Here is an 18,709-nt window from a genome sequence, read left to right as displayed (position 1 = left end):
TTGCCCTGCGGGCGTCATGGTCGCAGGCGCCCCTGACGTCCAAATGCTAAAGCATTTGTCGAACCTCGGGTCGAGGGTTCTCACCCGTCTCTCCGCGGGTTTCGGGCGAAAAAAAAGTCTGAACGTGAATTCAGACTTTCTCTTGAAATGTGGCGGTGAGAGAGGGGCTGACTGCGCTGCGCTTGCCCTGCGGGCGTCATGGACGCAAGCGCCCCTGACGTCCAAATGCTAAAGCATTTGTCGAACCTCGGGTCGAGGGTTCTCACCCGTCTCTCCACGGGTTACGGGCGAAAAAAAAGCCCGTATTTGCATACGAGCTCTTCTTAAAATGTGGCGGTGAGAGAGGGGTTCGAACCCTCGATACGTTGCCGTATACACACTTTCCAGGCGTGCTCCTTCAGCCACTCGGACACCTCACCGTTTTGTTGTTCCTTTACTTCTGGAACGGGCGCTAATGTAGGGAAAAGTGTGGGCGGCGTCAATTCACTTTTTAATAAATTCCGTGCGTTTAGCCAAACTTCAAACAACTTGCTTTTTAAAACAGCAGCACGCGCTGATTTTTAATTAGATTCATCTCATGTATTGTTAAGGACTGCGCGTAAGCCTAAGAAAAAAAGGAGAAAGCATGGAGATTATTTTTCACCACCCCACCTTTGACACGCAAACCTGGCTGGAGGGTATGCAGCAGCAACTTCCCGGTGCCAACGTTCGCCAGTGGCATCCTGGAGACAACCAACCTGCCGACTACGCGCTGGTTTGGCATCCTCCGGTCGAAATGCTTAGCGGGCGTCAGACGCTAAAAGGGGTCTTTGCTTTAGGAGCAGGTGTGGATTCTATCCTCAGCAAACTTCAGGCTCATCCCGATATGCTGCCAAACGGTGTCCCGCTGTTTCGTCTTGAAGATACCGGCATGGCGCTGCAAATGCAGGAATACGCCGTAAGCCAGGTGCTCCACTGGTTCCGCCGCTTTGATGATTACCAGGCACTAAAACAGCAGGCAAAATGGCAGCCGCTGGAAGATTATCGCCGGGAAGATTTTACGATTGGTGTCCTCGGCGCGGGCGTGTTGGGCGGTAAAGTGGCTGAAAGCCTCGCGGCATGGGGTTTCCCGGTGCGCTGCTGGAGCCGAAGCAAAAAAGATTACCCGGGCATAACCAGCTTTGCCGGTGATGAACAACTGAGTGATTTTCTCAGCGGCACACGCGTGTTAATCAATCTGCTGCCGAATACGCCGCAAACCGTGGGGATTATTAATAGCCGCCTGCTGAATCAACTGGCAGATGAAGCCTTTGTTATGAACCTCGCCCGTGGTGTGCATCTGGTGGAAAGCGATCTGCTGGCAGCCCTTGAGAGCGGCAAAGTGAAAGGCGCGATGCTCGATGTGTTTGCCCAGGAACCTCTCCCGTCGAATAGTCCGTTATGGAAGCATCCTCGCATCGCCATAACGCCGCATCTGGCAGCGGTTACGCGTCCGCAAGAAGCGATGGAATACATTGCGAAAACGATCCGCCAAATCGAAAACGGTGAAAACCCAGGCGGCCAGGTCTCTTTGCATCACGGCTACTAATAGTGTGCCCGGCCTGAGCCGGGCTAAAAAACCGTGGCGATAACTGCTATCCTTGCCTGAAAGAGATAAAAGGAGAAAGCCATGTATCCCGTTGACCTGCATATGCACACCGTCGCCAGTACCCACGCCTACAGCACCCTTCATGACTACATCGCGATCGCTAAAAGCAAAGGCATAAAACTTTTTGCCATTACCGATCACGGCCCAGACATGGCTGACGCCCCGCATTACTGGCATTTTGTGAATATGCGCATTTGGCCCCGCATGGTCGATGGCGTCGGGATTTTACGTGGCATTGAGGCCAATATTAAAAATACTGCCGGGGAAATCGACTGCACCGGCCCCATGCTGGATGCTCTTGATCTGATTATTGCGGGCTTCCATGAACCGGTTTTCCCGCCGCAGGACAGTGCCACGCACACAGAGGCGATGATTGCCACCATGGCGAGCGGCAATGTCCATATTATTAGCCACCCGGGCAACCCAAAATTCCCGGTCGATATTCCTGCTATTGCCGAGGCTGCAGCAAAGTATAATGTCGCCCTGGAGCTCAATAACTCGTCGTTTACGCACTCACGCAAGGGCAGCGGCCCAAACTGCCGCACAATTGCCGCAGCGGTACGTGATGCTGGCGGTTGGTTAGCATTGGGATCGGATTCCCATACCGCATTTACTCTTGGGGATTTCGACGAATGCCGCAAAATTCTGGCAGAAGTGGAGTTCCCGGAAGATCGTATTTTGAACGTTTCAGTTGATCGCCTGCTCGGTTTCCTTGAATCCCGGGGCATGGAACCCATCAACGAATTTGCCACACTTTAATTTCTACTCAATGGATAGCCATAAGCATGAATGAATTTTCAATTATTTGCCGCGTTTTAGGATCGCTCTTTTACCGCCAGCCTCAGGACCCGCTGTTAGTTCCGCTGCTGACGATGATCCGCGAAGGCAAACTGGCGCAGCACTGGCCGCTCGAACAAGACGAGCAACTGGCTCGCCTGCAACAAAGTTGCGATCCTCAACAACTCGCTGCGGATTTTAACGCGCTGTTCGTTGGCGAAGAGTGCAGCGTGCCGCCATACCGTTCAGCCTGGGAAGAGGGGAGCAACGAAGGTGACGTGCGTGAGTTTCTGAAGCAACGCGGTATGCCGCTGGCCGAAACGCCAGCCGACCATTTTGGTACTTTGCTGCTGGCGGCTTCTTGGCTGGAAGATCAGTCCCAGGAAGATGAGTTCGAAGCGCAGGTTCGCTTGTTTGACGACTATCTTATGCCGTGGGCGGGTACATTCCTCGGTAAAGTCGAAGCGCATTCGACGACGGCATTCTACCGCACGCTTGCGTCTATCAGCCGCGAGGCCATTCAGGCGATGCGCGATGAGCTGGAAGAGTCAGATGACGAGTAATGTGATTTAAATCACATTTAAAATGTAACGCTGATTTTCAATTTACAAAAAATGTGCGGTAGATCCTAGTCGAGCGAAAAGGCTCTGCTATGATATGCCGCTATGAACATACTTATTTCTCTGGCATTGACGACTGGCATCCTCTCCGGCCTCTGGGGTTGGGTTGCGGTGAGTCTCGGCCTTATCAGTTGGGCAGGCTTTCTCGGGTGTACCGCGTATTTTGCGTGTCCGCAGGGCGGTATCAAGGGGCTTTTCATTTCTGCATGCACGCTCTGTAGCGGCGTGCTGTGGGCGCAAGTGATTATTCATGGCAGCGCAATGGCACCGCACCTGGAGATTCTGGGCTATGTGGTGACGGGCGTCGTGGCATTCCTGATGTGCGTTCAGGCCAAACATATCTTGTTGTCATTTGTACCCGGCACGTTTATCGGCGCCTGCGCGACTTTTGCCAACCAGGGCGAATGGCGAATGGTGGTTCCGTCATTATTGCTGGGCCTGGTGTTTGGTTTTGCGATGAAAAACAGTGGGCTGTGGCTTGCGGCGCGAAAAACGAAATCTGAAACTCAGGTTCTTGCGAAGAAAGAGATCGCGGAATAGCGAAATAAATGAAAAAACCAGCCTAGGCTGGTTTTTTATTATCTGATAGTTATCAGGACTCTGGAGGGACGGACATCTCTCTGTATTTCGCCAGAATCGGGTTATTAATATCTTTTGGATTTTGCAGATCCCACAGGCCGCGCGTAATACCATCGTTAACCAGATAAATAACCCCGGTCTCAATGGCTGACATTAAACACATCATTACCGGTTCATTGGTGGTATAGCCAATTTCGCCTTCCAGCAGTCGTTGGTAATCAATGAAACGGAATACCCCGGCCTGCACTTCATAAGACAAAATGGTTTTACTGGTATTTACGGATGACAATATTTCACCGGTACTAACGTTAACCACACGCAGGTTCACGGCAATTTGATCAAGCTGATACTGGGTTTCGCCGCCGATACCAAAATACCGCGCACCCACACCACCCGATTTCACATTACTTTCATAACCAATAATCGAACCTTCAACCATGACGTTTGCCGCGACTAAAGATTCAAGCGGTCTGCGGTTGTTCTCGGCAACGGTACCATTCTCCTGTGCGGCACGAATAATTTTACGTTCGTTCAACAGGTTTTGCAGGCCCTGACGCTCTAGCGGAACAAACCAGCGTGAATCTTTTAAAGCGGTTACTAACATTGCGGTCGCACTCTGCGGTACCGCCGTTGAGAAGTTACTTGCTGGATAAGGTTTAAATTGCCCGGTTTCATCCTGAATATTATAAACCGAGACAAACAGCTTACCTTTTGATTCCGGCAAATGGGTTAAATCACGATAACTTTGCGCCCGAGGCATCAGTGTGGGTTTCGCTGCTTCTTTTGGTGGTGCTGTCAAACATCCACTCAATAAACACACCGCTACGATGAGAAATAAACGCTGCATGATGTTTATCCTTAAATACTTTTTGATTATTTAATTCCCACTAGAAATCAGTGGAATTATTTTGTAAGCCAGCGACCTGGATGGTGGATGTTTTCCCTGTTTTTCGGTCAGTGACATTTAATTGCAACTGCCCGTCAGAGTTAGCGATATCGACAATAAAATCATTGGTTACCATGCGGCCTGGTTTGCCAGTATTAATATTACTTAGCAAGCCACCAAGAAGTTGCGACTGAATTGCCTGAGTGAAGTTATCCAGTGCGGTTGGTGTTTCAATGCCGAAATCATCATCAAAGCTTGGGTCGGTATACGAGTTTTGTGCTTGTGCAGAGTTAAGTAAAAAAGAGCCGTTATTGGGGTTTCCCCCAAAATTCGGGTTCACAAACTGAAACGTCATATTTCCACCCCAGGAAAGGGGCGAAATGAGCAGCAAAGACAAAACTGCATGAGTGATACGCATGACAGCCTCCTAAAATTCGTCGCTTGTTAAATCGCCGGTGCTCAACAATGCCTTGTTAATTTGCCGACGATTGATCGCTTCTTCGGTTTGAGCCAGTGCAATATTGACGTTGCGGTCAAAATCGCGTTTAGAGGGGAATAAAAAAGCCTGAAATATGACATCCTGATCGACAGTGATGGTGATCCAGCTTCCCCAACGAGCACTGGGTCGCTCATTTATAGTTAAATTCCCGGTAAAGCTGCTTTCCCACCTGTCACTAAAGGCGCGATAGAAGTCATGCCCCACGGAAGAAACGGTGTGATCCGTTAATAATCCGGGGACTTCCACTTCAACGGCGCGTACGCCCCCGGAGGCGCAGACTAAAACCGACGCCAGCAGTAAAGCAGCTTTTAGTTTCATCACGTTATCGCCTGAGGTTATCGTTAGCCCAGGAAACCGCCTGAGTGCGGTTTTTGACGGATATTTTCTTGAAAAGATTATAGAGATGCGTTTTTACCGTGTTTTCACTTATAAATAACGACTGAGCGATTTCGATATTCGAAGCGCCAATACGCAATTTATTAAGTATTTCCTTCTCACGGTGAGTCAGAAGGGATGACTCAACATTATTGAAGCGATAATTCCCTGAGTGATTAATCAGGTAGCTGGCTAACTTTTGTGAGAAGTAGCATTCACCTGCCATCACGCCGCGAATCCCTTCAACCACACGCGGTTCTTCCTCAGACATGTAAAACACGCCATTTATATGTGGCCAGTTTTCAATATCACGGAATTGATACTCTTCTGGGGTGTTTAATAACAACAACTTAATGCTGTTATGTTTACGGCTCAAATTATCTTGCCAGTAGTTAATCAGCTTTTTATCTGCTTCTACCATATCGAAAAGCACCACGACATTACCAACGACTTCTTCTAGAGAACGTTGAATATTATGGAGTTTCCCATTGATAGAAAGAGAAGACTTTAAATGCTGTAATAACGCAGTAGCCTGTAGCGAGGGTTTAGTGATCAACAATAAAGTCTGAGCATTTAACGCCTGGCTATTCATTGTGTGGACTTCATTAAACATGATGAAACCCCATCCGAGTTTGCGCATCAAACAGCTGAACTAACATAAAGTTAATTCACCAGAGGTACTGATAGATGCTGCACTGCTGTGTTTGGAATATTTTATACCCATAAAATTTCTGTTTGCAGATAGCGTAGCGATTCATCACTATCCTCATTCTGCATTCAAAATTCTATTGGATATATCAATGTCAAATAACGCAAAGTCGCGCTTTGACTTAATGTGTTAAACAAAATGTTACTGCTGATTTCAATCTAGCGGTTACTAATCTTAAAGCAAGTGTTAAAGATGTTACATAATGTAACTGTAGATATTAAAATGTTGCAGCATTGGTTTTTGGCTATTTAGTTTTAATACGAAAGTTGTACACGAATTATAATTTGCACAATTTTAAAAATCATACAAATCATTTTATTTTATTGATTTTAATGGTTTTTATGTTTTTTGTTAAGTGTGGTTTTAAACTTAACATATGTAAATAACGCCCGTTACATTCTCGCTGGTCAACTCTCTTAAGAAAACTCATCTTCGTGACAAACACCCGCTAAAAATTGGCTCTGGAGACTCTTTCAATCCAACCAAACGGCAAAATCACGCTTGATTAACGTCAGGATTTTAAAAAATGCCACTCACTTTAAAATGCTCAATTCTGAACCCTTTGTTGTATTTGAGTTTTTTTATTATTCTCATGCTTTGTAATGAGTGGAAATATAAAAATACAACGTGCGGGTGAGATATTTTAAATGTTTCGCCAGACATACTCATTTCCGTAACGCAGCAATAACCTTTCATCGCTAGCGTTAACATTTGCAGGCAGTTTAAATTGGAAGAGTTATTTCAATGGCTGCATCCAGGTCTAGGGTGACAACATGAAAAACAGATCGTTATTTATGATGTTAGCATTGCTGGGTGCGCCTGGTTATGTATTTGCGAATAATCCTGATCTCGCAAAGTCGGAATATAACTTTGCTACAAATGAATTAAGCAAAGCGTCATTTAATCAGGCAGCAATAGTCGGTCAATATGGCAAAAGCAATAGTGCTAATGTTGATCAAAATGGAACCCGGCAATTAGCGGTTGTTAATCAGACAGGCTCTGGTAACCGTGCGAACGTCGAACAATCAGGGAGTTATAACGTTGCTTATGTTTCGCAGTCAGGCTACGGCAATGACGCAGATATTAAGCAGGACTCGTTTGGTAATGCTGCACTTATTATCCAGCACGGCTCGGCTAATAAGGCAAGCATTATTCAACAAGGCACGCAGAAAACAGCAGTTGTTGTACAGAAACAGTCTCAAATGGCGGTACGCGTTATTCAACGTTAATACGTGACTATTTGGACTAACATTCTCAATACAATGGGGGTTTCACCATGAACTTTTTCAAAATGGCAGCAATCGCAGTAGTGGTGGTTTCAAGCAGTGCAATGGCATCCGATCTTCAATTTAATTGGGGTGGTGGTGGCGGTAATGGCGGCGGCAACAACGGCGGCAATAATAGTGCCCCAGAATCAACTCTGAAAGTGTACCAAAATGGTGCTAATAACCAGGCAACCGCGCTGCAAGCCGATGCCAGAAAATCAACTACTGATATTAAACAATATGGTAGTGGTAACTTTGCCGATGTAGGCCAGGGCGCGGATAACGCTGATATTACTCTGGTGCAAAAAGGCGTCTCCAACAGCGCGACGCTTGATCAATGGGAAGCTAAAGATTCAACCATTGATGTTAGCCAATACGGCTACCGCAACAATGCCACTGTTAACCAGACCGCTGCTGACTCTTCTGTTGAGCTGACTCAAATTGGTTTCGGCAACCAGGCGAATCTTCAACAGCACTAATCAAGATTCTGCACTATATAAAAACAGGGCCTTTGCTGCCCTGTTTTTCTTTTTTTCATCGGGAGGAAAGAATATGCATACTTTATTATTGCTTGCGGCTCTCGGTAATCAGCTCACCTTTGATACCCAGCAGCAAGGAAACACCTGGACCATCGTACCCGTTGCGACACTTACCCAGGACTGCCAGTGCAGAGTGAAACTCACCGCGCTGAGTTCCGGCATTTCCGGGCAAAGTAACAGTAGCCAGAGTAATCGCGTGCTGATTAAGGCGAATGAACCCACCACATTATCCCGGATGAGCCTTACGCTTTCGCCGGGTGATACGGTGACCATCAGCGTTACCGTAACCGACGGGAAAGATATTCATCTTGAAAAACAGTGGGCATCACCGGGGCATGTTTAATTAATGTAATCGGGATGTGGATTTTATTTCTTCTCTCTACCAGAGTTTAACTGTGGTTCCGAAGTCAATGTGCCGATAACCCCTGTACCATTTTGTTGAGGAGTTCATGGCGTGAAGAGATTAAGTTTAAGACGTTCAATACTTTTGCCCGTTTTCACTCTGATGTTGCCTTTACTGAACGCGCAGGCCAGCAGCGGTGTGATTCATTTTCAGGGGGCGATAGTTGAAGAGGGATGCCATTTATCGCCGCAGGAACAGTCAGTTAAATTCTCATGCTCGCAAAACGGCCAACCCGTTGTACAAACCGTTTCCTACAACAAGCTGAATAATTTCGTACCTCATAGTAATGCCGTAGAAACTACCCAAATTCGTTATCTCGATGCCCAACATAAACTGGCTATCGTCGAAGTAACATACCGCTAGCATCCGGGGCCTGCGAATAGCAGGCCTTTGAAATTATCTCATGCATTTATTTCTTACCCTTTTTTGTTACTATTCCGCGCCGGGGCAAATTCAACACGCATGAAATATAAGCAACGTTAGAAAAATCTCACAAAATTAAGACTTATTTTATAGTCGGGGTGTATCCCAAAGGATATATCTGACGGGGCGTCGCAGATGAGTACGGGTACTTAGCATGAAGTTAGCGTTTAACATTATCGACTGGCAAGCCAGTGCCCCTGGTTTATCTGCAAGCGATGACTGGCAAGCATGGAGTAAAAGCCCCGCTGAGATTGATATTTCAGCCCCGCTTGCCAAAAGCACCCATCTACCGATGATGACCGCGCGTCGCCTGGCGTCAGGCAGCCGTCTTGCGGTGGATTGTGCCTTAGCGGTTTTCTCTCGCCATCAAGTGGATGCCCTGGTTTTTGCCAGCCGCCACGGCGAACTGGAACGAAATTTCCGGATATTAACCGCGCTTGCGGAAGGTGAAAGCCTTTCACCTACGGATTTTGCGATGTCGGTACACAATTCAGCCGTGGGCAACACCACCATTGCGGCGAAGCAGGCGCTAGTTTCATCTTCCGTTTCTGCCGGATATGACACCTTTGCGCAGGCGCTAATAGAAGTGGCGTCTTTGCATCACGCCGGGTATCAGCGCGTACTATTGGTAGATTTCGATGGCCTGATACCGGAATTTTACCATCCGCATCTTCCCGGCGAGGCGGTGAATATTCCGTTTGCGGTGGGGTTATTGCTGGAAGCGGGCACGCAGATGCAGTGTGAAACGGCGCCGCATGCAATTCACGCCGCGCAAGCGCTACCGCAGAGCCTGGCATTTCTGCACGGTTGGTGCAGTGGGGCGCAGACGTTTACCTTGCCGGGCGAGCGTCTGGTCTGGCGCTGGAGTCGCCACTGATGGGCGCGCGCATCAAGTGGTGTTGGCGTGTGTTGATGACGGGCGGGATGTTTATTCTGTTTGGCAGCGGCGGCTTAGCGCTCTCGCTGGTGTGGTTTAACTTACTGTTACTGTTCGTTCGGGATAATAACCAACGGCGGGACATGGCGCGCCGTAGTATCGCCGCCAGTTTCCGGCTATTTTTACGCATCGGGCGTGGCATTGGGGTATTCGATTACCGCTTTGAGAATAGCGAACAGCTCCGCGCCGATCGCGGGTGTTTAATTGTCGCCAACCACCCGACGCTGCTGGACTATGTATTTATTGCTTCGCAGGCACCGCATATTGGCTGCCTGGTGAAAGCAAGCCTTGTGAACAATCCCTGTTTTCGCGGCGTGATTCGCGCGGCGGATTATCTGGTCAATAGCCAGGGGGAAACGCTACTGCCTGAAAGCCAGCGCAGAATGGCGGCAGGGGAGGCGATACTTATTTTTCCGGAGGGCACGCGCACGCGCCCTGGGGAACCGCTGGTGATCCAGCGTGGCGCGGCGAATATTGCCGTGCGCAGCGGGTGTGAACTGCGGCTGGTGCACATTCACTGTGACCAGCGTTTTCTGGATAAACAGAGCCGTTGGTACCAGATCCCGAAGCGCAAACCGATGATTACCGTCAGTGTAAAACAGCGGATCGACAGCCAATGCTTTATAGCCAGTCACGACGATGCGCCCGCGTTAGCCGCGCGTCGTCTTAGCCAATATTTATGCCAGGAATTGGTTCCTGGTTCTCGTTAAGACCTGGATGGATATATGGAATCCTTAGAGACCGATATTAAACAACTCATTATTGACACGCTAAATCTTGAAGAGATAAGCGTTGATGAGATTGAAAGTGAGGCCGCGTTATTTGGCAATGACGGTCTTGGACTCGATTCTATTGATGCACTGGAATTGGGCCTGGCGGTTAAAAAACGTTATGGTGTGGTGTTATCCGCTGAAAACGAAGCGATGCGCGAACATTTTTACTCGGTCGCGAATCTGGCCACATTTATTAAAAGTCAAAACCCTGCGCACAGCGCCTGATTGAAACCACGAGTACGTTATGAATAAAGAAGCTATTTATCAGGAAGTCACTGGGTTACTGGTTAAGTTATTTGAACTTTCTCCTGAACAAATCACCCCGCAATCTCGTCTCTATGAAGATTTAGACCTTGATAGCATTGATGCGGTAGATATGGTTGTTCATCTGCAAAAACGCACCGGTAAAAAAATCAAACCGGAAGATTTTAAAACGGTTCGCACCGTACAGGATGTCGTAGACGCGGTTGAGCGTTTACAAAGCGAGTCGTAAAGCGTGCTGGCAAAACGCGCACTCAGTATCGCAGGAGGGCTAGCCGTACTCGGCTGGCCCTTTGCCGTCTGGTTAGCCCTCACATATCCAGAATTACACATTTTATTGCCGATCCTCGCCCTCTGTTTTGTGCTGCGTCTTTGTGCGCTGCGCGGTAAAACCGGCGCATTAAGCCGCGCATTCAAAGGGCTGGCGCTTGCAGGGGCGGTATTGTGCATCGCCAGTATCTGGATGCGTGAGGCGCAATTACTGCTCTGGTACCCGGTGGTGGTTAATGCCGTCATGCTGACGTTATTTGGCTCGTCGCTGTTTAGCCGGATGACGATTGTTGAACGTCTGGCGCGTTGGCGTGAAGGCGAACTCCCCCCTGAGGGTGTGCGTTACACGCGCAAAGTCACTCAAATCTGGTGTTTTTTCTTCCTCTTTAACGGCTCCGTATCCTTGTTTACCTGCCTTGCGGGCAACATTCACTGGTGGACGCTGTGGAACGGGATGGTGAGCTATTTATTAATGGGATTACTGTTTGCCTGCGAATGGCTTGTCAGGCAGCGGGTAAGGCGTCGCTATGAATAAACGTTTACCCCTCGCACTCTGGCTTACCGCCAGCCGCCATCCGCAACAGGTTGTGGCGTTTAACGGTGGGCATGAATTTACGCAGGCTGATTTAATTAATGACGTGCAGCGAATTTATGCCTGGCTAAAGGTGCAGCCTGGCGAGCGTTGGGCGCTCTGTTTTGACAACGGATATACGTTCATTGCGGCACTTCTGGCAACGCTGCACGCGGGCAAAACGCCGGTGATGCCTGGTCACAGCCGGGAAGCTCAGTTGCGCGAACAACAACACCATTTTTATGGCGTGATAAGCGACTCCGCGCTGAATCTCACTTGTCCGGTCATTAACCCGCAACGCCTGGCGTATACGGCTATTGAGCCGTTTGCACCTGTTCCAGCGAATGCAGGCGTGGTGCTCTTTACCTCCGGCTCAACCGGTGAACCGGCCCAAATATTTAAATCAGTGCGTGCGCTTGATGAAGAGATTGCCTGGCTGGCGGAGCTTTGGGGCGAAAGCCTGGGCGATTGCCGGGTGGTGGGGTCGGTGTCGCATCAGCATCTGTATGGTTTTACTTTCCGGATAATGTTGCCGATGGCGCTGGGCTTGCCGACGGATGCGGCGATGATTCATTTCCCTGAACAACTGGGCGCACACTCGGGGCCCCCCTTGTTGTTTATCAGCAGCCCGGCATTTTTAAAGCGCCTGGATATGAACCTTACGCCACCGGCGGTGACCCGTGTGGTTTCTGCTGCCGGAAAACTGGATGACGACACCGCAGAACGGGTGCTGGCATGGCTGAAAACGCCGGTATCAGAAATTTATGGCACCACCGAAACCGGGGTGCTTGCATGGCGGCAGCACTCACAACCGGCACCTGAATGGCAGCCATTTCCTGCTGTGCGTTTTATTTCGCAGGATGAAGGGTGGCAGGTTGAATCCCCTTTAATTTCCCACAGATGCAGGCCGCTCGATGATTTGCTCGAGTTTACACCGCAGGGAACATTCCGCCTGCTGGGGCGCCGTGACCGCATTGTTAAAATTGAAGAAAAACGTATCTCGCTCAGCGAAGTTGAACGCCGTTTATTGGCCTTGCCGGGCGTTGAAGAGGCGGCGGTCATTCCGATTACGCGTGGTCATCGTATTGCACTCGGTGCGGTGATTGTGGCGTCAGATGCCGATCGCAGCAGCACATCGCTCTGGCGAGAAGCGCTCCGCGCCTGGCTTGAGCCGATAGCCATTCCACGTTACTGGCGGTTTGTGGAGCGCATTCCGCTCAACAGCCAAAGCAAACGTGCGTGGGCGCAATTACAGGAGTTATTTGATGAAACCCGTTGAGTTACAGCGCTCACACCCTGACGCGGGCAAACTCAGTCTGCGTTTAGCCGTTCCTGCCACATTAGGCTGGTTTGCCGGCCATTTTCCCGTACAACCGTTGTTGCCCGGCGTGGCGCAACTCGATTGGGTGATGGCTTTTGGGGCCGAACTCGCACCGGGCATGCGTTTTCATTCCATTGAAAACGTTAAATTCCAGCGCCCGATTGTGCCTGAAAGCCAGCTTGAGCTGAATCTGCAATGGGACGCCGAACGGAGCATTTTAAGTTTTAGCTACACTTTGTTGAGCGAACAGGGCGACGTTCCGGCAAGCAGCGGGAAAATCAAATTATGTCCGTAACCGCGGCGGCTTTTCGCCCGTGCGTGGTGATCCCCTGTTATAACCACGGCGCTACGATGGCGGGCGTATTAGCGCGTCTGCAACCGTTTGAGCTGCCGTGCATTATTGTTGATGACGGCAGCGAGCCTGAGACGAAGCAGTGTCTGGCGCAATTAACCGGCGTTACCCTGATTGAGCTTAAAACCAACCAGGGAAAAGGTGCCGCGGTGATAACCGGCCTGAACGCCGCGCTCAAGGCCAGTTTTACGCACGCCATTCAGTTAGATGCCGATGGTCAACACTGTATTGAAGATGTGCCGCGTTTTTTAGATGAAGCCCGCACACATCCTGAAAGCCTGATCTCCGGCACGCCGATTTACGATGACTCAGTGCCAAAATCACGGCTTTACGGGCGCTATGTCACGCACGTTTGGGTGTGGATCGAAACCTTATCCCTGTCACTGAAAGACAGCATGTGCGGATTCCGCGTCTACCCGCTGGCGGCAACGCTTGCGGTGATTGAGAAATATCGCCCCGGTAAACGCATGGATTTTGATACCGAAATTATGGTGCGTTTGTACTGGGCTGGCACCGACAGCCATTTTTTGGGTACCAGAGTGATTTACCCACCTGACGGCCTGTCGCACTTTGATGCGCTGCGCGATAACCTGCGCATCTCATGGATGCACACCCGGCTGTTTTTCGGCATGCTACCGCGCATTCCGGCGCTGCTTTCTCGCCGTCGTAAAACCGCGCACTGGGCGCAGGTGCCGGAGCGCAAAGGGCTGGCAGGCATGCGCTTAATGCTCGCTATCTATCAGCGTTTTGGCCGTCGCACCTTTAACGCTCTGCTTTATCCGGTGGTGGCGTGGATGTGGCTGACCGGCGGGCCGCAGCGCAAGGCTTCGCAGCAGTGGCTTACGCGTGTGCGTGAACAGGCGCTGCGGCAAAATATTCAACTGCCAGCGGGCCTAAACAGCTATCGTCATTTTTTACGCTTTGGCGATGCGATGCTGAATAAAATTGCCGCCTGGCGGGGCGATATTCTTTGGGGGCGAGATATTGAATTTGCCCCCGGCAGCCGCGACGTTTTACGCCCGCAGGTGGGGCAGGGGAAGCTAATCCTCGCTGCGCATTTAGGCGACATTGAAGCCAGCCGCGCGCTGGCGCAGGTTGAAGCCGGGCTAATTATTAATGCCCTGGTCTTTACCGATAACGCCCAGCGTTTTCGTAAGATAATCGAAGAAATTGCCCCGCAGGCCGGGGTGAATTTATTGCCTGTGAGCCATATCGGGCCCGAAACCGCCATGCTGTTACAAGAAAAATTGGAAGCAGGGGAGTGGGTGGCGATCGTCGGGGATCGCCTCGCCGTTAACCCGCAGCGCGGCGGCGAACGGCGAGTGTGCTGGAGCCCGTTTATGGGGAGCCCCGCACCGTTTGCCCAAGGGCCATTTATCCTTGCGGCGGCATTACGATGCCCGGTCATTCTGATGATGGTTTTGCGTGAGCAGGGCAAATTACGCATTCATGCGGAAAACTTTGCCGACCCGCTGCTGCTCCCGCGCAGCACGCGGGCGCAGGCACTACAAGAAAATATTGATAACTATGCGCGGCGACTTGAGTACTATGCCCTGCGTTCGCCGCTCGACTGGTTTAATTTTTATGATTTCTGGCAACTGCCGCCAGAAAAGGAGTCCGGATGTTAAATGACCCCCGTTTTTCTGTAGAGGTCAGCATCAAAGTCCCGTTCCATGATGTCGATGCGATGGGTGTTGTGTGGCACGGTAACTATTTTCGCTACTTTGAGGTGGCGCGTGAAGCGTTGCTGGGCCAGTTTAATTATGGCTACCGCGCCATGAGTGAATCCGGTTATGTCTGGCCGGTTGTTGATACCCGCGTCAAATACCGTGATGTCGTCAAATTTGAGCAGCAAATTCTGGTGCGGGCGACGGTACTGGAGTACGAAAACCGCCTGAAAATCGGCTATGAAATTGTCGACGCCGAAAGCGGTAAACGCACCACCACGGGTTACACCATTCAGGTTGCCGTTGAGGCAACAAGCGGAGAGCTCTGTTTTGTCTCTCCTCAAATACTTTTTGAACGCATGGGCTTGAGTCATGAATAAGATTATTTTGATGGCCTTGCTGTGTATCAGCTTTACGGCGAGCGCAATCACCCTCGATGACGTCCAGCACCGCTTCGCCTCTCAGCAGGTGGTGCGGGCTAAATTCCAGCAGGACAGGCAAATTAGCGGGATGGCGCAGCCGCTGCACTCCAGCGGTGAAGTGCTGATCGCGAAAAGCAAAGGTCTGTGGTGGCAGCAACAGCACCCGTTCCCGATGACGCTGGTGCTTGATGACAGCCATATGGTGCAGGTGATGGGCAGCCAGGCACCGCAAATCATCACCGCCGACAGCAATCCGCAAATGTTCCAGTTCAACCATTTGTTACGCGCTCTGTTCCAGGCCGATCGCAAAGTGTTGGATGAAAACTTTTCCAGCGTCTTTACCGACCAGGGCAACGGCCAGTGGCAACTGGTCTTAACCCCAACCACCACGCCTCTCGATAAGCTGTTCAGTACCATTACGTTAGAGGGCGATAAGTATCTGAACCGCATTGCGCTTGACGATTTACAGGGGGATTTCACCGAAATCACCTTCAGTGACCACCGACCGGAACCGCAGAAATTGACCCATGAAGAGCAACAGCGCTTCGCTTTCTGACGTGCATCGCCGTCTTGCCTGGGGCTGGCTGGCGGTAGTCGCCCTGCTGGTCGTGTTACTCTGCGCGCTATTGCCGAAGGCGCGGCTCGACAGCAGCGTATTGTCGCTGCTGCCTGCAAGTAGCCTCGGGAAAATCCCTCCGGACATTGAGAACGGGTTTTTGCAACGTCTCGACCGGCAAATGATGTGGATGGTAAGCCCTGGAGATAAGCCGGACAGCGCCGCCGCACTCTGGTGGCAAGCGCAACTGCAACAGCAGCCTTTCCTGCAAAATGTGCAGGGCCCGATGGATGCAAAAGGCCAGCAGGAGTGGGGGAAATTCTACTTCGAGCACCGCAATGGCCTGGTGGATAACCAGACCCGCAGCCGGTTGCAAAACGGCGGTGAAGCGCAGGCGCAATGGGTATTGTCGCAGCTTTACTCCGCTTTTTCGGGCGTCAGCGGTAAAGAGCTGAAGAACGATCCGCTGATGCTTGTGCGCGGCTCGCAACTGGCGCTGCAACAAACCGCCAGCCAACTGCGCTTGCAAAACGGCTGGCTGGTGGCGCGAGATAAACAGGGGCGTTACTGGTATTTACTGCATGGCGAGCTAAATGGATCTTCGTTTGATATGCAGCAAGGGCGGGCGGCGGTTGAGCGCCTGCATGGGTTAGCGCAAAACCTCAAACAGCATTTCCCGCAGGCAGAGGTAATGTCACGCGGTACGCTTTTCTATAGCGATTATGCGAGCCAGCAGGCAAAACATGACGTTTCAACGCTCGGGCTGGCGACGGTAATTGGCGTGCTGCTGTTGGTGTTGCTGGTGTTTCGCTCGGTGCGGCCTTTACTGCTGTGTATCATCTCGGTGGGTATTGGCGCACTCGCGGGAGTCGCTATCACGCTGCTCTGTTTTGGCGAGCTGCATCTGATAACCCTGGTGATGAGCATGAGCATCGTCGGCGTTTCGGCGGATTACACGCTCTATTATCTCACCGAAAGAATGGTCCACGGCGAGCAAAACTCCCCCATCGCAAGCCTGCGTAAAGTGCTTCCTGCGTTGTTGCTGGCGCTGGCGACCACCGCTATTGCGTACCTGATTATGATCCTCGCGCCGTTCCCCGGTATTCGCCAGCTCGCAGTGTTTGCCGCCAGCGGGCTCATTGCTTCCTGCCTGACGGTGGTGTGCTGGTATCCGTTTGCTGTGCGCGGTTTGCCTGTCAGACCGGTGCCATTCAAGCGGTTACTCAACGGCTGGCTGAATGCATGGCAGAACAACAAAGCCGTTCGCTTCGGCCTGCCGCTGGCATTACTGGTGGTGAGCCTCGCGGGCATAGCGTCCCTGAAAATTAATGATGACATCGCCAGCTTCCAGGCGCTGCCGCAGGATCTGGTGCGTGAAGAGCAGGCGATTACTGCGCTGACCGGGCAGGGAATGGATCAGAAATGGTTCGTGGTTTACGGCGATACGGCCGAGCAAACTCTGCAGCGGCTGGAAAAACTGGCTCCTGTTCTCGCGGCGGCGCGCGGCAATAAAGCTATCGACAGTTACCGCCTGATTCCGCTCGCGTCACTTAAACAGCAGCAGGCCGATTTGCAGTTACTGCGTGACGCCGCACCAACTTTGCAAAAACGGCTGGCGGAAAGCGGGGTTCCCGTGAACGCCCCGAATCTACAGCAGATGGCGGTCACGCCGGATCTCTGGCAAAAGAGTGTGATCAGCAGCGGCTGGCGTTTGCTGTGGCTCTCGTTACCGGATGGCAAAAGCGGGGCGCTGGTGCCGGTAAGCGGCGTTCACGACAGCGCAGCTTTGGCAAATATTGCGGCAACACTACCGGGCGTCAGTTGGGTTGACAGAAAAGTGATGTTCAATGCGTTGTTCAGCCATTTCCGCAGTTTGCTGGCGGGATTGCTGGCGCTGGCCGTAGGGGCGATAGCACTCAGCTTCGTGCTGCGGCTTGGCGTGAAACGCGGCTTGCTAAGCGTGGTTCCGTCGCTGTTATCCCTTGGCGGTGGACTCGCGGCACTCGCCTTTAGCGGCCATCCCTTGAATCTGTTCTCGCTGCTGGCGTTAGTGCTGGTGCTCGGGATTGGCATCAATTACACCCTGTTCTTTAGCAACCCGCGCGGCACACCGTTGACCTCGCTTTTAGCTATCACCGTGGCGTTGCTGACCACGCTCTTTACATTGGGAATGCTGGTCTTTAGCCAGACCCAGGCCATTGCAAGTTTTGGCATTGTGCTGAGCTGCGGGATCTTCTGCGCATTTCTGACCGCACCTTTAGTGTTACCCACATCCACCCACGGAAAGGGAAAGAGAGAAAAATGAAAACATTACCGAAACTGATTTTACTGCTTGGCAGCTTATTACTTAGCGCGTGCAGCACGCCAAAACCCGACAACACCCGCCCGCAGGCCTGGCTAAAACCGGGCACGTTGGTGACGCTGCCCGCGCCGGGAATTTCCCCCTCAATCACTGAACAGCAATTATTAACCGCGCAGGTGAAGGGCAAAACCCAATCGCTGATGGTGCTGCTTAATGCTGATTCGCAAAAAATTATGTTGGCGGGGCTTTCGCCGCTGGGGATCCGCTTATTCCGCCTGACCTATTCCGACGAAGGGGTGAAAACCGAGCAATCCATTACGCTGCCAGAATTACCGCCAGCCAGTCAGGTTCTGGCGGATATTATGTTGAGCTACTGGCCAGTCAGCGCCTGGCAGCCGCAACTCCCTGCCGGATGGACGCTCAAAGATAGCGATTCCCGTCGTGATTTGCGTGATGACCAGGGCGAATTAATCGAAACCATTCACTATCTGATGCGTAATGGCAGCCGCCAGCCGGTAAGCGTCCAGCATCATCGTTTCGGGTATGTCATCACCATTCAGCACCTGGAAAGCTAA

At 51.2% G+C, this 18,709-nt stretch carries 24 protein-coding genes and 1 tRNA gene; 20 read left to right on the top strand and 5 right to left on the bottom strand.

Annotated elements, in window-relative coordinates; genetic code table 11:
• Positions 1 to 331 precede the first annotated feature (331 nt).
• Positions 332 to 419 (bottom strand) — tRNA-Ser (locus AB1E22_RS01955).
• Between the two features lie 206 nt (positions 420 to 625).
• On the opposite strand from AB1E22_RS01955, the gene ghrA reads away from it, so the two are divergent.
• The 4 genes from ghrA to AB1E22_RS01935 all read left to right on the top strand — a co-directional run bounded on the left by ghrA (position 626) and on the right by AB1E22_RS01935 (position 3,564).
• Complete coding sequence (gene ghrA / locus AB1E22_RS01950; RefSeq protein WP_367593835.1) at positions 626 to 1,567, top strand: glyoxylate/hydroxypyruvate reductase GhrA; 942 nt, start codon at positions 626 to 628, stop codon at positions 1,565 to 1,567.
• Between the two features lie 81 nt (positions 1,568 to 1,648).
• Positions 1,649 to 2,386 (top strand): phosphatase, encoded by a 738-nt coding sequence (locus tag AB1E22_RS01945; protein WP_367593834.1) that lies wholly within the window; start codon positions 1,649 to 1,651, stop codon positions 2,384 to 2,386.
• A gap of 26 nt (positions 2,387 to 2,412) precedes the next feature.
• Positions 2,413 to 2,967, top strand: a complete 555-nt coding sequence (locus AB1E22_RS01940) for a TorD/DmsD family molecular chaperone (RefSeq protein WP_367593833.1) — start codon at positions 2,413 to 2,415, stop codon at positions 2,965 to 2,967.
• 102 nt (positions 2,968 to 3,069) lie between these two features.
• On the top strand, positions 3,070 to 3,564 hold the full coding sequence (locus tag AB1E22_RS01935) for a DUF1097 domain-containing protein (protein WP_367593832.1): 495 nt from the start codon (positions 3,070 to 3,072) through the stop codon (positions 3,562 to 3,564).
• A gap of 52 nt (positions 3,565 to 3,616) precedes the next feature.
• Here the strand turns inward: AB1E22_RS01935 and csgG are convergent, their stop codons facing one another.
• Genes csgG through csgD form a run of 4 tightly spaced genes read right to left on the bottom strand, consistent with a single transcriptional unit; the run spans position 3,617 to position 5,976 of the window.
• On the bottom strand, positions 3,617 to 4,450 hold the full coding sequence (gene csgG / locus AB1E22_RS01930; RefSeq protein WP_367593831.1) for a curli production assembly/transport protein CsgG: 834 nt from the start codon (positions 4,448 to 4,450) through the stop codon (positions 3,617 to 3,619).
• 40 nt (positions 4,451 to 4,490) lie between these two features.
• The gene (csgF, locus tag AB1E22_RS01925) at positions 4,491 to 4,907 is read right to left on the bottom strand and encodes a curli production assembly/transport protein CsgF (RefSeq protein ID WP_367593830.1); all 417 of its coding nucleotides are present in this window, start codon (positions 4,905 to 4,907) and stop codon (positions 4,491 to 4,493) included.
• A gap of 9 nt (positions 4,908 to 4,916) precedes the next feature.
• Positions 4,917 to 5,306, bottom strand: coding sequence for a curli production assembly/transport protein CsgE (csgE, locus tag AB1E22_RS01920; RefSeq protein WP_367593829.1), 390 nt, complete (start codon positions 5,304 to 5,306; stop codon positions 4,917 to 4,919).
• A gap of 4 nt (positions 5,307 to 5,310) precedes the next feature.
• Complete coding sequence (gene csgD, locus AB1E22_RS01915) at positions 5,311 to 5,976, bottom strand: biofilm master transcriptional regulator CsgD (protein WP_367593828.1); 666 nt, start codon at positions 5,974 to 5,976, stop codon at positions 5,311 to 5,313.
• An 869-nt stretch (positions 5,977 to 6,845) separates the two neighbouring features.
• On the opposite strand from csgD, the gene csgB reads away from it, so the two are divergent.
• The 16 genes from csgB (at position 6,846) to AB1E22_RS01835 (ending at position 18,709) form a co-directional block, all read left to right on the top strand.
• The gene (gene csgB / locus AB1E22_RS01910; RefSeq protein ID WP_367593827.1) at positions 6,846 to 7,301 is read left to right on the top strand and encodes a curli minor subunit CsgB; all 456 of its coding nucleotides are present in this window, start codon (positions 6,846 to 6,848) and stop codon (positions 7,299 to 7,301) included.
• Between the two features lie 47 nt (positions 7,302 to 7,348).
• Complete coding sequence (csgA, locus tag AB1E22_RS01905; protein WP_367593826.1) at positions 7,349 to 7,816, top strand: curli major subunit CsgA; 468 nt, start codon at positions 7,349 to 7,351, stop codon at positions 7,814 to 7,816.
• Positions 7,817 to 7,889: 73 nt separating this feature from the next.
• Positions 7,890 to 8,219 (top strand): curli assembly chaperone CsgC, encoded by a 330-nt coding sequence (gene csgC, locus AB1E22_RS01900; protein WP_367593825.1) that lies wholly within the window; start codon positions 7,890 to 7,892, stop codon positions 8,217 to 8,219.
• A gap of 111 nt (positions 8,220 to 8,330) precedes the next feature.
• Positions 8,331 to 8,642: a hypothetical protein gene (locus AB1E22_RS01895; RefSeq protein ID WP_367593824.1), complete on the top strand. Its 312-nt coding sequence runs from the start codon at positions 8,331 to 8,333 to the stop codon at positions 8,640 to 8,642.
• Between the two features lie 214 nt (positions 8,643 to 8,856).
• Positions 8,857 to 9,579 carry a beta-ketoacyl synthase chain length factor gene (locus tag AB1E22_RS01890; protein ID WP_367593823.1) on the top strand — a complete coding sequence of 241 codons (723 nt, stop codon included), beginning with the start codon at positions 8,857 to 8,859 and terminating at the stop codon, positions 9,577 to 9,579.
• A complete protein-coding gene (locus AB1E22_RS01885) occupies positions 9,579 to 10,349 on the top strand; it encodes a lysophospholipid acyltransferase family protein (RefSeq protein WP_367593822.1) in 771 nt (256 codons plus the stop codon). The genes AB1E22_RS01890 and AB1E22_RS01885 overlap by 1 nt, the downstream gene beginning before the upstream one ends.
• A 15-nt stretch (positions 10,350 to 10,364) precedes the next feature.
• Entirely contained in the window at positions 10,365 to 10,637 is a 273-nt protein-coding gene (locus tag AB1E22_RS01880; protein ID WP_367593821.1) for a phosphopantetheine-binding protein, read from the top strand.
• 19 nt (positions 10,638 to 10,656) lie between these two features.
• Positions 10,657 to 10,905, top strand: a complete 249-nt coding sequence (locus AB1E22_RS01875; RefSeq protein ID WP_367593820.1) for an acyl carrier protein — start codon at positions 10,657 to 10,659, stop codon at positions 10,903 to 10,905.
• A gap of 3 nt (positions 10,906 to 10,908) precedes the next feature.
• Positions 10,909 to 11,478 (top strand): hypothetical protein, encoded by a 570-nt coding sequence (locus tag AB1E22_RS01870; RefSeq protein ID WP_367593819.1) that lies wholly within the window; start codon positions 10,909 to 10,911, stop codon positions 11,476 to 11,478.
• On the top strand, positions 11,471 to 12,793 hold the full coding sequence (locus AB1E22_RS01865; RefSeq protein WP_367593818.1) for an AMP-binding protein: 1,323 nt from the start codon (positions 11,471 to 11,473) through the stop codon (positions 12,791 to 12,793). The genes AB1E22_RS01870 and AB1E22_RS01865 overlap by 8 nt, the downstream gene beginning before the upstream one ends.
• Positions 12,780 to 13,130, top strand: a complete 351-nt coding sequence (locus tag AB1E22_RS01860; RefSeq protein ID WP_367593817.1) for an ApeI family dehydratase — start codon at positions 12,780 to 12,782, stop codon at positions 13,128 to 13,130. The genes AB1E22_RS01865 and AB1E22_RS01860 overlap by 14 nt, the downstream gene beginning before the upstream one ends.
• On the top strand, positions 13,121 to 14,815 hold the full coding sequence (locus AB1E22_RS01855; protein ID WP_367593816.1) for a glycosyltransferase family 2 protein: 1,695 nt from the start codon (positions 13,121 to 13,123) through the stop codon (positions 14,813 to 14,815). The genes AB1E22_RS01860 and AB1E22_RS01855 overlap by 10 nt, the downstream gene beginning before the upstream one ends.
• The gene (locus tag AB1E22_RS01850) at positions 14,809 to 15,234 is read left to right on the top strand and encodes an acyl-CoA thioesterase (RefSeq protein ID WP_367593815.1); all 426 of its coding nucleotides are present in this window, start codon (positions 14,809 to 14,811) and stop codon (positions 15,232 to 15,234) included. Before AB1E22_RS01855 ends, AB1E22_RS01850 begins: the two co-directional genes overlap by 7 nt.
• Positions 15,227 to 15,832, top strand: coding sequence for an outer membrane lipoprotein carrier protein LolA (locus tag AB1E22_RS01845; protein ID WP_367593814.1), 606 nt, complete (start codon positions 15,227 to 15,229; stop codon positions 15,830 to 15,832). Before AB1E22_RS01850 ends, AB1E22_RS01845 begins: the two co-directional genes overlap by 8 nt.
• Positions 15,804 to 18,137: an MMPL family transporter gene (locus tag AB1E22_RS01840; RefSeq protein ID WP_367593813.1), complete on the top strand. Its 2,334-nt coding sequence runs from the start codon at positions 15,804 to 15,806 to the stop codon at positions 18,135 to 18,137. Before AB1E22_RS01845 ends, AB1E22_RS01840 begins: the two co-directional genes overlap by 29 nt.
• The gene (locus AB1E22_RS01835) at positions 18,134 to 18,709 is read left to right on the top strand and encodes a DUF3261 domain-containing protein (RefSeq protein ID WP_367593812.1); all 576 of its coding nucleotides are present in this window, start codon (positions 18,134 to 18,136) and stop codon (positions 18,707 to 18,709) included. The genes AB1E22_RS01840 and AB1E22_RS01835 overlap by 4 nt, the downstream gene beginning before the upstream one ends.

The organism is Buttiauxella gaviniae (genome assembly GCF_040786275.1).
Taxonomy (GTDB): domain Bacteria; phylum Pseudomonadota; class Gammaproteobacteria; order Enterobacterales; family Enterobacteriaceae; genus Buttiauxella; species Buttiauxella gaviniae_A.
The sequence above is the reverse complement of the archived record's forward strand: the minus strand, read 5'-3'. Positions and strand labels throughout refer to the sequence as shown.